This is a genomic window from Bacillus sp. J33, from assembly GCF_000518885.1.
Lineage (GTDB): Bacteria > Bacillota > Bacilli > Bacillales > Cytobacillaceae > Cytobacillus.
In genome coordinates this window covers 37,834-53,141 of record NZ_JAEL01000005.1, presented here as the reverse complement: position 1 = coordinate 53,141, position 15,308 = coordinate 37,834, and the positions used below count along the sequence as shown (strand labels likewise).

General features: G+C 42.0%; 18 protein-coding genes and 1 pseudogene. 13 read left to right on the top strand and 6 right to left on the bottom strand.

Going from position 1 to position 15,308, the window contains the following annotated elements:
• The first annotated feature begins 11 nt into the window (after nucleotides 1-11).
• The 6 genes and pseudogenes from flgL to L634_RS34125 all read left to right on the top strand — a co-directional run.
• Entirely contained in the window at nucleotides 12-875 is an 864-nt protein-coding gene (gene flgL / locus L634_RS0101965) for a flagellar hook-associated protein FlgL (RefSeq protein WP_026580999.1), read from the top strand.
• A 54-nt stretch (nucleotides 876-929) separates the two neighbouring features.
• The gene (locus L634_RS0101960; RefSeq protein WP_026580998.1) at nucleotides 930-1,493 is read left to right on the top strand and encodes a DUF6470 family protein; all 564 of its coding nucleotides are present in this window, start codon (nucleotides 930-932) and stop codon (nucleotides 1,491-1,493) included.
• 15 nt (nucleotides 1,494-1,508) lie between these two features.
• Entirely contained in the window at nucleotides 1,509-1,949 is a 441-nt protein-coding gene (gene fliW / locus L634_RS0101955; RefSeq protein ID WP_026580997.1) for a flagellar assembly protein FliW, read from the top strand.
• A complete protein-coding gene (gene csrA / locus L634_RS0101950) occupies nucleotides 1,949-2,179 on the top strand; it encodes a carbon storage regulator CsrA (RefSeq protein WP_026580996.1) in 231 nt (76 codons plus the stop codon). Before fliW ends, csrA begins: the two co-directional genes overlap by 1 nt.
• A gap of 146 nt (nucleotides 2,180-2,325) precedes the next feature.
• The gene (locus L634_RS0101945) at nucleotides 2,326-3,366 is read left to right on the top strand and encodes a flagellin N-terminal helical domain-containing protein (protein ID WP_026580995.1); all 1,041 of its coding nucleotides are present in this window, start codon (nucleotides 2,326-2,328) and stop codon (nucleotides 3,364-3,366) included.
• A 341-nt stretch (nucleotides 3,367-3,707) separates the two neighbouring features.
• Nucleotides 3,708-3,824 (top strand): annotated as a pseudogene (locus L634_RS34125) (flagellin); the annotation flags it as partial.
• Between the two features lie 464 nt (nucleotides 3,825-4,288).
• Here the strand turns inward: L634_RS34125 and L634_RS0101935 are convergent.
• Complete coding sequence (locus L634_RS0101935; protein WP_034261754.1) at nucleotides 4,289-5,143, bottom strand: DNA endonuclease; 855 nt, start codon at nucleotides 5,141-5,143, stop codon at nucleotides 4,289-4,291.
• Between the two features lie 141 nt (nucleotides 5,144-5,284).
• Here L634_RS0101935 and flaG point away from each other — a divergent pair, with 141 nt between their 5' ends.
• The 6 genes from flaG (at nucleotide 5,285) to hpf (ending at nucleotide 9,402) form a co-directional block, all read left to right on the top strand.
• Nucleotides 5,285-5,641: a flagellar protein FlaG gene (flaG, locus tag L634_RS0101930; RefSeq protein WP_026580992.1), complete on the top strand. Its 357-nt coding sequence runs from the start codon at nucleotides 5,285-5,287 to the stop codon at nucleotides 5,639-5,641.
• 24 nt (nucleotides 5,642-5,665) lie between these two features.
• Nucleotides 5,666-7,183 carry a flagellar hook-associated protein 2 gene (locus L634_RS0101925; protein WP_026580991.1) on the top strand — a complete coding sequence of 506 codons (1,518 nt, stop codon included), beginning with the start codon at nucleotides 5,666-5,668 and terminating at the stop codon, nucleotides 7,181-7,183.
• Nucleotides 7,184-7,201: 18 nt separating this feature from the next.
• The gene (gene fliS / locus L634_RS0101920; RefSeq protein ID WP_026580990.1) at nucleotides 7,202-7,603 is read left to right on the top strand and encodes a flagellar export chaperone FliS; all 402 of its coding nucleotides are present in this window, start codon (nucleotides 7,202-7,204) and stop codon (nucleotides 7,601-7,603) included.
• Nucleotides 7,603-7,947 (top strand): flagellar protein FliT, encoded by a 345-nt coding sequence (locus L634_RS0101915; protein ID WP_026580989.1) that lies wholly within the window; start codon nucleotides 7,603-7,605, stop codon nucleotides 7,945-7,947. The genes fliS and L634_RS0101915 overlap by 1 nt, the downstream gene beginning before the upstream one ends.
• Before the next feature lie 9 nt (nucleotides 7,948-7,956).
• A complete protein-coding gene (locus L634_RS0101910; protein ID WP_026580988.1) occupies nucleotides 7,957-8,343 on the top strand; it encodes a hypothetical protein in 387 nt (128 codons plus the stop codon).
• Between the two features lie 504 nt (nucleotides 8,344-8,847).
• On the top strand, nucleotides 8,848-9,402 hold the full coding sequence (gene hpf / locus L634_RS0101900) for a ribosome hibernation-promoting factor, HPF/YfiA family (protein ID WP_026580987.1): 555 nt from the start codon (nucleotides 8,848-8,850) through the stop codon (nucleotides 9,400-9,402).
• 41 nt (nucleotides 9,403-9,443) lie between these two features.
• Here the strand turns inward: hpf and L634_RS0101895 are convergent, their stop codons facing one another.
• The 5 genes from L634_RS0101895 to L634_RS33200 all read right to left on the bottom strand — a co-directional run bounded on the left by L634_RS0101895 (nucleotide 9,444) and on the right by L634_RS33200 (nucleotide 13,253).
• Entirely contained in the window at nucleotides 9,444-11,108 is a 1,665-nt protein-coding gene (locus tag L634_RS0101895) for a methyl-accepting chemotaxis protein (RefSeq protein ID WP_026580986.1), read from the bottom strand.
• 12 nt (nucleotides 11,109-11,120) lie between these two features.
• Nucleotides 11,121-12,098 (bottom strand): BMP family lipoprotein, encoded by a 978-nt coding sequence (locus tag L634_RS0101890; protein ID WP_026580985.1) that lies wholly within the window; start codon nucleotides 12,096-12,098, stop codon nucleotides 11,121-11,123.
• A 135-nt stretch (nucleotides 12,099-12,233) separates the two neighbouring features.
• The gene (locus L634_RS0101885; protein WP_026580984.1) at nucleotides 12,234-12,512 is read right to left on the bottom strand and encodes a YkvA family protein; all 279 of its coding nucleotides are present in this window, start codon (nucleotides 12,510-12,512) and stop codon (nucleotides 12,234-12,236) included.
• A gap of 156 nt (nucleotides 12,513-12,668) precedes the next feature.
• The gene (locus L634_RS0101880; RefSeq protein ID WP_026580983.1) at nucleotides 12,669-13,058 is read right to left on the bottom strand and encodes a sporulation protein; all 390 of its coding nucleotides are present in this window, start codon (nucleotides 13,056-13,058) and stop codon (nucleotides 12,669-12,671) included.
• 66 nt (nucleotides 13,059-13,124) lie between these two features.
• Nucleotides 13,125-13,253, bottom strand: coding sequence for an FbpB family small basic protein (locus tag L634_RS33200; protein ID WP_157452329.1), 129 nt, complete (start codon nucleotides 13,251-13,253; stop codon nucleotides 13,125-13,127).
• A 370-nt stretch (nucleotides 13,254-13,623) separates the two neighbouring features.
• Between L634_RS33200 and L634_RS0101865 the strand changes: the two genes are divergently transcribed.
• Complete coding sequence (locus L634_RS0101865) at nucleotides 13,624-15,234, top strand: gamma-glutamyltransferase family protein (protein WP_026580982.1); 1,611 nt, start codon at nucleotides 13,624-13,626, stop codon at nucleotides 15,232-15,234.
• Nucleotides 15,235-15,308 lie beyond the last annotated feature (74 nt).

The following is a 15,308-nucleotide window of genomic DNA, read 5'->3' as shown; positions in this document are numbered from 1 at the left end:
GGTGAATTAATATGCGCGTAACGCAATCAATGCTTTCCAATAACATGCTGCGGAATCTAAGCAACAGCTATAGCAGGCTGGATAAGCTTCAGGACCAAATTGCAGCCCAAAAGAAATTTACGAAACCATCCGATGATCCGGTTGCGGCGATGATGGGCATGAATTATCGGACAGATTTAAACCGTATTCAGCAATATACCCGCAACATCGGGGAAGTGAGAAACTGGATCGACAGTACGGATGATGCATTGGATAAAGGTGTGCTTGCCCTGCAGAGGATCCGTGAGCTTACGGTTCAGGCCAGCAATGGCACGCTTGAAGGAGATCAGCGGAAATCGATTGCTGAAGAGGTTAAGCAGCTGAAAGAGCACCTGATAAATATCGGGGATACACAGGTTGGCGGAAAATATATTTTTAACGGCAATCAGACAAATGCAAGGCCATCTGAATCAGAAACTTTTGCGAACGGAAGTATTGAACTTGAAGTGTTCTCAGGCATCAAAATTCAGGTGAATACAGAGGGTTCCAAGCTGTTTGGAGATATGCTTGCTCCTGACGGAGATATTCAGAAGCTAATCACTGCGCTTGAAACGAATGATCCTGCCATGGGAGATATGCTTCAAACTATTGATGACAATATTGATGAATTCCTGTCAGCACGGGCTCTGATCGGCGCTAAGCAAAACCGTGTCGACCTCATGGAGGACCGCCTTTCCCAGCAGGAAGTCTTCTCGACCAGAATTCTATCTGATAATGAAGACATTGATATGGAAAGAGCGATCATTGAGCTCACCACCCAGGAAAGCGTCCACCGTGCTGCGCTTAGTGTCGGGGCAAGAATTATTCAGCCAACCCTGACTGACTTTTTAAGGTAATAATGAAAAGCTATCCATAGGTGATAGCTTTTTTTCATAAACGAGGTGACTAACATGAACGTGTTCCAAATCAGGCTGGAGTCCAATTTTATCCGGATGGGATTAAAGATTGAAAAACCAGTGCAGGAAATCAAACAGCCTCCTGCCATCCAATCCATCCAGCAGCCGAAAGCCATTCTGGAAATTGAAACAATCCCGGGAAAACTGACAATCGACCAAACAAAAGCTCGAGAGGACGTCGATTTAAAAAGCATCCGTAAAAGAGTAGAAGAGTTCGCGCAAAACGGATACCAGGATTGGTTAAAAGGACTTGAAAGAAGAGCAAGCCAGGGAACGGAGCTCATGAAAATCGAAAACGGCGGCAATCCAATCTCCTATCAAGCCAAAGAAAACAGCGAAGGCCCGCCAAAGCAGTTCAACATTGGCTGGATTCCATCCCACAATAGTGTAAAGATCCAATACGAACCAGCAAAGGTGAACATTGAGGCCCAGCCGCAAAAACCGAAAATAGATGTTGAGATAAGAAAGCCGATTCACCATTACACACCTGGTAAAGTCAGCATAGAGATTATTGAGAAAAATAGATTAAGCATTGATTTTATAAACTTAACAATTTAGCAAAGTGGTGAAAAAATGAATATACAAACGAAGTTTCATGGTGAGCAGGAAATAAAAAAAGAAGATATTATTAAGTTTCCATTTGGGATACCTGGGTTTTTAGATGAAAAGGAGTTTTATATTCTGCCTCTTGAAGGAACGGATCTTTTTGTCCTTCAGTCAGTTAAAACAATTGAAGTAGCTTTCATAATGACTGATCCGTTTGTTGTTTTTCCGCAGTATGAATTTGATCTGCCGGAAGAGACGCTAGAGAAATTAGAGATTCAATCGGAAAAAGACGTGGCTGCCTTTGCAATCTTAACAGTAAAAGAACCATTCCAAGAAACAACAGCCAACCTGCAGGCACCGTTAATCATCAATCAGACAAAAAAGCTTGGGAAACAGGTCATTCTTAATGGCTCTACCTACGGGACAAAACACAAAATCGTGACTCCTCAAGAACAGGGGGAGAAATAATGCTTGTACTTACCAGGAGACTTAAAGAATCGATTATGATCGGAGACAATATTGAAATCTCTGTTCTCTCCATTGAAGGAGACCAGGTAAAACTGGGTATCAGCGCTCCGAAAAATGTCGACATACATAGGAAAGAAATCTACTTATCCATTCAGCAGGAAAACAGCCAGGCAACACAAACAGATGCATGTGCGTTCGACAGCCTAAGCAATTTTTTTAAAAAGAAATAAAAATTTTTTCCAAACCATTAAACTCCTGTCAAAATAAGTCGATATAACCAATGAAGCTGAACAGCAAAAAGGCGGCCGACTTTTCTGCCTTCAGCAGACAAACCACATGGATGTGGGGACATATAACTCAAGGAGGAAACAAAACAATGAGAATTAATCATAATATTGCGGCGCTAAATACTTATCGTCAGTTATCAACTGCAAATGGTGCACAATCAAAATCAATGGAAAAATTATCTTCAGGCCTTCGTATTAACCGTGCTGGTGACGATGCTGCTGGTTTAGCAATCTCTGAAAAAATGCGTGGACAAATTCGTGGATTAGATATGGCTTCTAAAAATGCACAAGATGGTATTTCTTTAATCCAAACTGCAGAAGGTGCCTTAAATGAAACTCACGATATTCTTCAACGTATGCGTGAACTAGCTGTTCAATCTTCAAATGATAGTAATACTGATACGGATCGTGAAGAATTACAAAAAGAAATGGATCAATTAATTGAAGAGATCGATCGTATTGGTAATACAACTGAATTTAATACTAAGAAATTAATTGATGGAGCTTTAAGTGGTACAAGTTCAACTACTGAATCTGTTTCATTTGATAACAAAGATGATTCATTTGCAAGTGTAGCTATTACGACGGTTGGAACTAGTGAAGATAATACTTATAATGTGAAGGTTACTGGTATAGTTAGGGATGGTACAGGTGCTATAACTGGCTACGATTTAAGTTGGGAAGATAAAGCAGGTGTTACTGGTTCTGCAACTAATATTGCTGCTGGCGGTACACAAGCTATTGGAGCGTTTACTTTGACTCTTGGAGCTTCAATGAGTGTTGGAGATGAAGCTACATTCAGTGCAACCACTTCTTCATATGATAATACGGATACTTCTTTATCATTGCAGATTGGTGCAAATTCATCACAAACAATGAATGTTAGTATTGGTGATATGAGAGCTGCTGCTTTAAATGTTGATGATATTGATGTAACTAGTTCTCAAAGTGCACAAGCATCTACTACTGCTATTAACAAAGCAATTGAAAGCGTATCTGCACAACGTTCTAAGTTAGGAGCATTCCAAAATCGCTTAGAACACACAATCAACAACCTAGGTACATCAGCTGAAAACCTAACTGCTGCGGAATCTCGTATCCGTGACGTAGATTATGCTTTAGCTGCATAAGCAGCAACAAGCACAGTCGTCCTAGCTGGTAACGGCTAGCGATAATAATCGGGTGAATTGCTGGAAACCCCTTAGAGCTTTTCTTGCCACAACGTAGTTGGAAACGACAGGCGTGAAGGTTTGAAAAAAGAAAAGATTGGGCAATCAGCAGCCAAGCTCCTGTCTCGAAAGAGTGGAGAAGGTTCAACGACTAGGATAGACCATCTAAGGCGAAAGCTATGATGATGAAATCCATAGGTGAAACAATGGTCATCAGCATTGTGAATCCGAAGTGCCCGACCCCTACTAGATTATTAGAGGGTGAAGATATAGTCTGGTCATTTATGAAAGTAAATGTTCGCACGATGGCGAAAGAAATGATGAACCAAACAAAGAACTCTATTCTTTCTCAAGCAGCACAAGCAATGTTGGCTCAATCAAATCAAATGCCTCAAGGAGTTCTACAACTTCTGAGATAATTGATAGAGGGCGTCTAGCTTGGCAACGAGCTAGAGTATAACTGGGTGAATTGCTGGAACTTCCTAAAGCTTCATCAACCACAATGTAACTGGAAACGGTCAGCGTGATGGTTTGAAAATGATGAAGATGAAACAATGGATAATCAGCAGCCAAGCTCCTGTGAGGAAACTCTGGAGAAGGTTCAACGACTAGAGAACACGGTCTAAGGCAAAAGCTACGGCTATGAATCTCGTAGGGCAGTATAAACTGTTCGAAGTGCCCAGCCCCTTGAAAGACGAGGGTGAAGATATAGTCTATTCTGTAACTGAAAGGTACAGTCGCAAAGCAAGCGAACCAACAACCACAAGGAGTTTTACAACTTCTTCGTTAATTTAAAACTTTTTCAAAAGGGACTCTTGTTTTTAGAGCCCCTTTTCTTTTTGGCAATCAATTAATCTCCAATAATCATTTTTTAAAATTTTATCTACAAAAATCCATCCTTCCTCAATTCCCGCAGTTTATAAACAACAGACCAGTAGGATCTTTGAAGCTCGATTGCAATTTGGTTATCTGTTTTTCCATTCTTCTTAAGGTGAATCAGTTCGGCAATTTCATTCTCAGAATAGTTTTTATATCGGCTTGAGTCAGAAGATTGGATCTGATAGCTAGTATAGATGTTTTTTATCTTTTCTTTTTCTAATTGTAATCTCTTTTCCCAGTTGTATTTATAATCCATTTGAATACAGTCACTAGCAATTTCATTTACAACAGCGAGAAATTCCAGGCTAGCTTTAATTGTTGTCAATTTCAGTATATAACCGTACCCATCTTTTCTCCTGCTTATGTTAAAGTCAAAACCGAATCTGTTATAAATATGTGCTTTTAATATGAGCAGTTGTTCTCGAGGGTAGTTTTGCAAATAAAGAAAAATGCTTGGAGTTAAATAAATGAGTTTCTTATGATGATTAATTCTTTTGGTTATACATAAGGATCCGTCATCGAGATAAAGAACTGTTAAAAAATGTGGAAGTGAACAGTAAGGTAATAATTTTTCAGGAATCTTCTTATTGCCCGAGTTTTCATAGAAGTGCGGATATAATTGGGTGAAATAAGGGTCAGATTTGGATACGAGATAGTTGTTATTTGGCCGAATATACAGCTGACCTTCATAAAAAGAAGCCTTCCACTTGCGATAATCTCTTTGATGTTCGCCAAAATGCTCACGGTAACTATTGTTTTTTCTTCGGCTGCCAGGATAACATTTCGTTATTTCTCCGTCCGCCATTATACTGGCGAATAAGATATTTTGTTGAACTAGGGTGAGGTTTTCAAAATTCATTATTATCACCTCGTAACAAAATAAGAATATATGTTCGTGTATATTTTATCCTATTTAACAGCTTAAATAAAGGTTTGAGTAAACAACCTTAAATTACTGCCGATATTATTACTAAGATTAATTACAAGGTAGGAGATTGCTATGATCGATCGAGTATCTCAACATATTTCTCTTACATCCAGAACAGCTATCCTAAATGAGAATTCCGATGAAAATAAAAAGATAGTTACACCAAATAATTTGCAGGTACCAGAAAATTTTAGCCCAGCTAAGAAAAAGGAAGAGGTAACTGAAGTAGTAGATAGCTTGAATAAATTTCTTGAAGCTTCACACACTTCCTTAAAATTCGAACTTCACGAAGAATTAAATGAATACTATGTCACTCTAGTGGATGATGTCACCCAGGAAGTAGTAAAGGAGATTCCTTCCAAGAAGCTTCTTGATTTATATGCTGCCATGGCAGAGTTTGTAGGTCTGGTAGTAGATAAGAAGATTTAACAAATAGAAAGGCAGTGAACCATTATGCGCATTGGCGGACTTGCCAGCGGAATGGATATAGACTCGATGGTCAAGGAATTAATGACGGCTGAGCGTATTCCGCTTGATAAGCTCAATCAAAAGAAACAGTACATGGAGTGGCAGCGGGACGATTACCGTGAAATGAATAAACTGCTCTTTGAGCTTGATAATTTAATATTTGACGACATTGGCAAGCAGTCTTCTTACATTAAAAAGACGATTAATATATCAGATCCCAATGCAGTGTCCATTAGAAACATTAATTCAACTGCAGAATTTAATGGATCGCTTAAAGTAAATAAGTTGGCTACTTCAGCTACGATGTTCAGCGGCTCAGAAATCACATTAGATCCGGCTAAAAAGCTTAGCGAGCAAGGAGTGACCGGAACTCAGACCATTCAAATTCAAGCCATTACCAAAGATGGTGTGATGGATACAAAAGGCTATACCCTTGAGTTTGATCCTACCCAAGAAACCATCAACAGCATTATTGAAAAAATAAACAAAAATTCAGGTGTAACAGCCTTTTTTGATACAGCAACAAAGAAGATTTCATTTACTGCAAAAAACACAGGCGGCATCGATGATCCGAATACTGTGGAAAATGAACCGGAAATCATTTTAACTGGAGACTTCTTGAGTACACATCTGAAGCTGGCATCAAATAATCGTTTGGCAGCTGATAGTATGGCTGGAACACATGGGGAAAATGCCGAATTTACCTATAATGGATTATTAACAACACGTCCATCTAATACTTTCCAAATAAATGGCGTTGAATTTACGTTGAAAAATGAAACGACAACGCCAGTTACCTTCTCCTCCACACCTGATGTTGATGCTATTATGGACACCATTGTTAAATTTGTGGATAAATACAATGAAGTGATCGGCAAGATTAAAGGGGAACTGGATGAAAAGAGATATCGCGATTATCAGCCGCTTACCAAGGAACAGCGAGAATCAATGGAAGAGAAAGAAATTGAACTATGGGAAGAAAAAGCCAAAAGCGGCACATTACGCGGAGACTCAATATTATCCGGCAGCTTGAATAAAATGAGAATGGATTTGTATGCTCCAGTCAGCGGGCTGCAGGGAATATCGCAGCTTGCCCAAATAGGCATCAAAACCTCCAGTAATTATCTTGAAGGCGGCAAGCTGATTATTGATCCTGATAAGTTAAAGCAAGCAATCGCAGAAAACCCAAATGGTGTATATGAACTTTTTCAGAAGGAAGGCAATACGACTGAAGAAAAGGGATTAGCACGGAGATTGCGTGACTCGATTAAATCGACTATGGCCGATATTGAGAAAAAAGCAGGGAAAGCATCAAGTGTTAATAATACTTTTTCCCTCGGCAGATTGTTGAACAATCTTGATAATCAAATTAGCAGGTTTGAGGATCGGCTTTTAAAAGTCGAAGACCGCTACTGGCGCCAATTCACCGCCATGGAAAAAGCAATCCAGCGTTCCAACGAGCAATCCATGTTCCTTATGAACCAATTTGGAGGCGGCATGTAATAAAAAGGAGTGTCACAAATGGCAGTAAGCAATCCATACCAATCCTATCAGCAAAACTCAGTAAATACAGCATCTCCTGGAGAGCTGACATTGATGCTATATAACGGCTGCCTGAAGTTTATCCATCAGGCCAAGAAAGCCATAGCGGATAAAAACATAGAGGCGAAAAACACCAATATTCAAAAAGCGCAGAATATCATCCAGGAATTAATGGTCACACTCAATATGGACTTAGAGATTTCCCAAAATATGATGTCTCTGTATGATTATATGAACCGAAGATTAATAGAGGCTAATATCAAAAATGACACAGTGATTCTTGATGATGTTGAGGGGCTTGTGACCGAGTTCCGCAACACATGGAAGGAAGTCATCCAGCTAAACCGCCAGAAGCAGTTCACACAAGGCGGCACAGTGTAGTGAGTTCCGTACTTAGCTTTCATGATGCGACCCTTGAGCTCATAGCCGTTTTAGAAAACCAGCAGCTAGATCGCGATACCAAAATCAGCGGGATTCAAACACTGCTCGAAAAGCGCCAGCAGGCTATGGCCAACATGGCTCCACCTTATTCAGACGCAGAAAAGGAACTGGGAGCAAAGCTCCTCCAGCTAAATGAAAAAGCAACACAGCTGATGAAGCGGGAAAAATTATTCATCCAAAAAGACATCAAAGATTTAAGCATTAAAAAAGAATCATCCAATAAATACATCAACCCTTATCAATCCATGGCGACGGACGGCATGTTTTATGATAAAAGAAAATAGGTGACATCATTGCTGACTCTAACTGAAGAACACTACATATTTCTAAAGGAATACAGCGACCTCTTATTTACAATTGATGAGGCGTTTGATTATATTGTTAAAAGTTTTAGTGATTTAAGTAAAACCGAAGGAAATCGCCTGCTAGGCGATATTTTTCAGGCCTTGCCGCAGGTGGCGGCCGCCAATGAGCAGCTCATCCTGCTTTTCCAGGATAATCAACAGCTGCAGAAAACGGTAAAGGATATCAGTCATGTGGCCGATCAAGTCGAACTTCTTTTGCAATACTTTGAGGACCTTCCAGTCAGGCAGGAAATCATTTTGCAAAAGCTTTATCCATCGTTTGCTCAGTGGCATAAATCCATTCAGCAAGAGCTCAATCCATATATCCAATCCTGACCGCTTCCCCAAGTAGCGGTTTTTCTTTCTGATTTTTAACGGTCAGTAAGCCCCCATTCAAGGGAATTCGAAAGTTGGCCACTGCCCGCAAAAGCCCGATTGAACGAAAAGCGGAAGCGCCTTGACCAGGGGCGACAAGCATAAGACGAGCTCCGGAGGAAGGCGTTCTTTGCCTTCTGCAGGGGCACGGCTTATGACTCAAGCCCCTAGGCGCTGTAGCTGGACAGGTTCAACTAACCATCAATTGCTGGAAGTTTCACTTTATTTTCCCCCTATAATTTTGTTACACACTTGTAACCAATCCGCCACAATTTTGCATATTTTTTTCAGTTTCAGCAGGATTTTTTCAGGGTAAAATAGAAATATATTTACATAGTCTTAATATACTTTTAAGACTAGGCCAATTTTTCAGACGCTCTTTGGATATGGCTGTTTTTTATCAGCCAGGGGAATAGTGATTCTGGAAAGATGCCGCAATGTATAATAAAAAGGAGGAGTTCACTTATGAATTACAACATTCGTGGTGAAAACATTGAGGTAACTCCAGCAATTCGAGAGTATGTAGAGAAGAAAATTGCGAAGTTAGAAAAGTATTTTACTGAAACTCCTAATGCAAATGTACATGTAAACTTGAAAACGTACAATAATAACCGTTCTAAAGTCGAAGTAACAATTCCGATGCCGAACCTGGTTCTTCGTGCAGAGGAAGATCATGAAGATATGTATGCAGCAATAGACTTGATTACAGATAAATTAGAGCGCCAGATCCGCAAGCACAAAACAAAAGTAAACCGCAAGTTCCGCGAAAAAGGCAATATGACAGCAGTGTTTGCGCAGCTGGATGATAAAGAGCCGCCTGCAGCAGAAGAAGAAGAGAATGACCTTGAAGTTGTCCGCCAAAAGAGCTTTGACCTGAAGCCAATGGACAGTGAAGAGGCGATCCTTCAAATGAACATGCTGGGCCACAGCTTCTACGTATTCACGAATGCGGAGACAAGCTTAACAAACGTGGTGTACAAGCGTAAAGACGGCCGTTATGGCTTGATTGAAGCTCAATAATAAACAAAAGAACCCCTGCGAATAAAGCAGGGGTTCTCCTGTTACTGGATTTTAAATTTCTCCAATTCCTTCTCCATCACGCCAGTCATCTCCTGAAGCTGTTCCACTTTCTGCATCACCTGTTCGAAGGCCCGAAGCTGTTCCTCTGTAGAAGCTGAAATCTCTTCAGTTCCCGCAGCTGTTTCTTCCGTTACCGCTGAGATATTTTCTACTGCTGAAATGACCTGCTGGCTCATTTCGCTGGATGCTTTCATGTCCTCTACCAGCCTTTCCAGGTGTCCGTTGATTCCTGAAACGTGTTCGGAAATCGCTTCAAAGGCCATTTCCGTTTCGTTCATCGATTGTGACTGCTCCCTTGATAGGCTGTGTCCCTGTTCGGCCGCAGAATGGATTTGGCTGATTCCATTCTGGATTTGGCTGACCATGGATGAAATCAAATCAGTTGCTTTTGAAGAAGAGTCTGCCAGCTTTCGGACTTCCTCCGCTACGACGGCAAAGCCTTTCCCAGCTTCTCCAGCACGGGCTGCTTCAATGGCTGCATTCAGTGCAAGGAGATTTGTCTGGTCGGCAATGTCTTTGACCGTATTGGACGCGCCCTCAATTTCTTTCGCGAACTGTGCAAATTCGCTGACTGAGCTTTTTATGTGATTAGAGGAGCTCGAGATTTCTTCAGCCAGCTTCATCTGTTTTTCCAGCGAGATTCTGCCCTGGTTAATAGATTCCAGTGCCTGTGTGCTTTGGCCTGCACTTTGCTCACTGGACTGATGCACTGCCGAAAATTGCTCGCCCATAATGCCCATCAGCTCTGCCGTTGACTGGACATCCTCAGAAATCGATTGGCTTCCTCTTGCCAGTTCGTCTGTGGCAAGGGCCACCTGGCTGCTGCTTTCATTTAAGCTTTGCATATAGGCTGCCACATCCTCGGCAACCCCCTTTACATTCTGGCTGACTTCTTCAATGGATTGCACCGTTCCTTTTAAATTCACAACCATTTTTGAAAAAGCCTCTGATAGTTTATCCACTTCATAGCGGCTGTTTTCTGTAAAAGAAAGCTGTGCTAAATCGGCCGTTAAATCGCCCTCTGATATTTTTTCTGCTTTTTCCACAATCGCATTGATCGGCTTGGTAATTTTTCGGGCTGCTATCCATGAGAAAATGGCAGAAAGAAGGATAAGCAGCACACTTCCAATCAGAGAAGACGTGGTGATGAACTCGATTTTCCTGCTTGTCTCCTGAAGAATCCCTTCATACCATTCATTTGTGCGCTTTTTCAAAAGGTGCATATCGTTTAAGATGCCTGAAATCCTAATGCTTTGGCGCTTGATTTCTGCCTTGCTGCCTTTGTTGAAGGCATCAGCGGATGCATTCGAGAGCTCTGCGTACTTTGCCTCGATGCTGCCGATAATCCTTTTGTGTTCAGCAATTGTCGCAATAGAAGAGAGGGAAGCCAGGTTTTCCTGAACTTCTCCCAGCATCGTCAGTGCCTGATCCTGGTTGGCATCGCTTGAATTATATGTATAATTGGCCAGTGACTGGCTTGTCACAACAAGACTTTGTTCAAGATCCTTCACTTTAAGAAGGAGCTCCACATCATTTTCAGCAGAGCTTTGGATCGTTAAAGTTTGGAATATGATAAAACCAATCATGCTGACAGATAAGATGAGCGGGATTAATGTGATAATAATTAGGCGTTTTCGTAATGTCATCATGAAGCTCCTTTATTTCTTAGCCTTTACTGAAATTTTTCCATCAATAATATCTTCGGTTGCCTTTTGAAGAGCGGATTTTTGCTCCTCTGATAAGGAGATGACGCGGACTTCGGATAGGCCAACGCCGTCCTCAGCCAGTCCCCATTCGTAGGAGGATGCTTCAATTTTTCCGTTTTCCGCCAGGGTTTTGGCCATATTAAATACAGCCACGTCGATGTTTTTCATCATGGATGCCGCGACTGCTTTTTCAGCGACAAAATACTGATCAGAATCCACACCGCCTGCCAGGACGCCTTTTTCTTCTGCTTTCTTCAGCGCCCCAAAACCCGTAAAGCCGGCTGCCGGGTAAATAAAGTCTGCACCCGCAGCAATTTGCTTCTCGGCCATTTTTCCGCCAAGTTCCGCATCTCCAAACGATCCTGCATATTCGGTGATTATTTCAATTTCCGGGTTGTAATGCTTGGCTCCTTGGATAAACCCATTTTCAAAATGATGGATAACCGGAACATCAAGGCCTCCGATAAATCCAAGCTTGCCAGTCTTGCTGATCATGGCTGCCAGCATCCCGACAAGGAAGCTGCCTTCATGCTCTTTGAAAGTTAAGGAAACGACATTATTAAGCTCGGATACAGCATCTATCAGCAGAAATTGCTGATCCGGGTATTTCTTCGCCGTTTTTTCAAGTGCTTCCTGTGCGGAAAAGCCAAGACCTATCACCAGGTCATTGTCTGCTATAACAAGCTCTTCCAGCGGCTTTTCAAAGTTGCCGTCAGGTGCTTCTTTGTAATCAAAAAGAATGCCGAGTTCGTCACGGGCTTTTTCCAGTCCGCGGAATGCAGAGTCATTGAAAGACTCATCTCCAAGCCCTGTGTCAGATAAGAGAATGCCAATTTTATACTCTTTATCTTTTGTTATGCCTTTTTCTGCTGCTGTGCAGGCAGATAGAAGCAAAGTGAAAATAAGCAGAATAGGTAGTAGTTTTTTCAAGGTAATCCTCCATGTTGTAAAATTTAGCCTTAGATTATATCGGCAGAAAGGAGGAGTTTTTGAGTCTGAAGTCAGACCTTTTACCTATGAAAAGGGCAAAATAAAAAAGCCTGCAAATCGCAGGCTTGTCATTCATTATTCCTCTAGCACCTTATACTTCTCCTTCAGCGTCTCTGGTGCCATCTTCACCATCTGCTGCAAGACAAACGAGGTGATGACAATATCATCCGTAAAGCCGAAAATCGAGAGGAAGTCTGGCACAAGATCCAGCGGCAGGAGAATATAGAGCAGTCCGGCTGCAATCGGGAACAGCTTTTTCCCGGCTGATACCTCCCTTGAAAGAAAGTAGTCTTTCAGGAAGGGCAGGAACTTCCAAAATTTCAATACAAATTTGATGCGTTTGATAAATTTCATATATATTTCACCTTTTTCTGGTTCGTTCGCTGGAATGGGGCTGCCACCTGGTTACTTCAAGCATGACAGCCGATCGGTAGCTGGTTGTGAGTATATTTTAAAAAATTAGGATGATAAGCCAATTTTGCAAAGCCGCCGCGTTCAATCAGGCAGGAATTAGTTAGTGATAATGATTTGATCCAGGTCCGCACTTTTGATGCCTTCGTTAAAAATGAGCCTTGTTTTAAACTGAAACGTGCGTTCCGGAGCAGAGCATGGAATGTCTTCAGGCAATTGAAAGTTAAAATCCATCCGATTGGTTTCTTCCGATTCAATCACTTTTGTGGATAGAATGGTCGATGTCCCAATTACCTCTTCCTTCTCGCTGAAAGGTGTTGTCATGACGAGGTCACACTCAATCCGCTTAATTTGCTGCTCGATGGTACCTCCTTCGATGAGGAAGGTGCCGGTCACATTTTCCCCTGGAGTGTATTCATGCTTGGGCAGCTGCAGGTCAATTTTTGCAGAACCAATTCCCAGCATGGACATGTATTTTCTCAGAATCAATTAGATCTCTCCTCTTATGGTTTTTACATTAGTTACGTGAAACGGATGAGAAAGTTTCATGTACACTTACATCATTTTCACCTTTCTCTCGTCCAGTTTCTTTTCGATTTTTTCAAGCTGTGATCTGTCCTTCATCAGTTCTTCTTTATTTCGCTTAATTAATTCATCCATTGTATATCGTATTTTCTTCTTCATATCCTATTCCTCCATTTTATAAAGTAAAACCATTTGTTGTGTGGGCCTGTATATAAAAAAGGCCTTTACCACAGCTGGTAAAGGCCCATAAATAAAGACCTCTACCGTATTGGTAAAGGTCTTGCTAACAATTGTTAAAATTGCCAGCAAAGCCGAGAGCATATGCTCCGTAATGACGACTCTGCTGTAAAAGCTACTCCCCTTTAGGAGAATGACTATTCAATTTATAGCTAAATCATACAAAATTTTTAGAAGAAAATCAACTGGAAGCTAGCAAATTTAGTTATACGAAATAAAAACTAACATAACATTTATATAATTTGATATAATCAGAATTAATGATTTTAAGACACTAGCAGAGGTGAACCACATGAACTTTGATTTTCAGAACCATCCATATACATCACAGAGAACGACGGTGATGGCCAATAATGGCATGGTCGCCACATCCCAGCCGCTGGCTGCTCAAGCCGGACTGGATATCATGAAAAAAGGCGGAAATGCGATCGATGCAGCCATTGCGGCAGCTGCAGCTTTAACCGTTGTTGAACCGACTTCAAACGGAATTGGCGGTGACGCTTTTGCGCTTGTCTGGACTAAAGGGGAACTGCATGGTTTGAACGCAAGCGGACCCGCTCCAAAGTCCATTTCAATCGAAGCCTTAAAGGAAAGAGGCTATGAAAAAATGCCGGTTCACGGCTGGATGCCTGTAACTGTTCCAGGCGCGCCATCTGCTTGGACTGAGCTATCCAAGCGTTTCGGCAAGCTTCCGTTAAAAGAAGTTCTTCAGCCGGCAATTGATTATGCAGAGAAAGGCTATCCATTAACACCGATCCTCGGAAAGTACTGGAAGTTTGCTTATAAAAAATTCAAGCAAATTCTCACAGATGACGAGTTTCAGCATTGGTTTGAAACCTTTGCCCCTGATGGAAAATGTCCTGAAGCTGGCGAAGTATGGCGTTCTGAAGGCCATGCGGCTGCGTTAAGGTCAATTGGCGAAACAGATGGCGAAAGCTTTTACCGCGGTGAAATAGCAGATAAGATCGATGCTTTTTCAAAAAAATATAATGCTTTCTTATCGAAGGAGGATCTTGCTGATTTCAAAGCGGAATGGGTTGATCCAATCAAGGTCCATTACCGCGGCTATGATGTATGGGAAATCCCGCCGAACGGCCAGGGGCTTGTGGCTCTGTTGGGCTTGAATATCGCCAGAGGGTTTGAGTTCGGCGATAAAGACACGGTGGATACCTATCATAAGCAAATCGAAGCCATGAAGTTGGCATTCACCGATGGAAAGGCATTTATAACGGATCCGGCGGATATGAGAGTAACGGTTGAAGAATTGCTTTCCGAGCAATATGGTGAGTCCCGCCGCAGCGAAATTGGCGATGAAGCTTTGACACCTGAGCCATATCAGCCTCCTCGAGGCGGAACCGTATATCTGGCGACAGCTGACAGTGAAGGCAATATGGTATCTTTCATCCAAAGCAATTACATGGGCTTCGGTTCCGGTCTTGTCGTTCCGGGAACCGGTATTGCCCTGCAAAACCGCGGACACGACTTCTCGCTTGATCCGGAGCACCATAACGCACTAAAGCCAGGCAAGAAAACGTATCATACGATCATTCCTGGATTCCTCACAAAAGACGGCGAAGCAGTGGGGCCATTCGGTGTGATGGGCGGTTATATGCAGCCGCAGGGCCATATGCAGGTTATCATGAATACAGTTGATTTCCATCTGAATCCGCAGGCAGCACTGGATGCGCCAAGATGGCAGTGGATTGAAGGCAAAAAGGTCCAAGTGGAACCAAACTTCCCTAATCACATAGCACAGGCCCTGGCACGCAAAGGGCACCAAATCGAAGTTACCGTTGACACCGGCGGATTCGGCCGCGGCCAAATCATCTGGCGTGATCCGAAAACCGGCGTCCTTATGGGCGGAACGGAGCCCCGTACAGACGGAAGCATTGCTGCTTGGTAATAAAAAAAGAGGAAGCAGTTCGAATATCAGAGTAAAATAACCATATATAAGATACTGGGGAGCGGACATGGGAA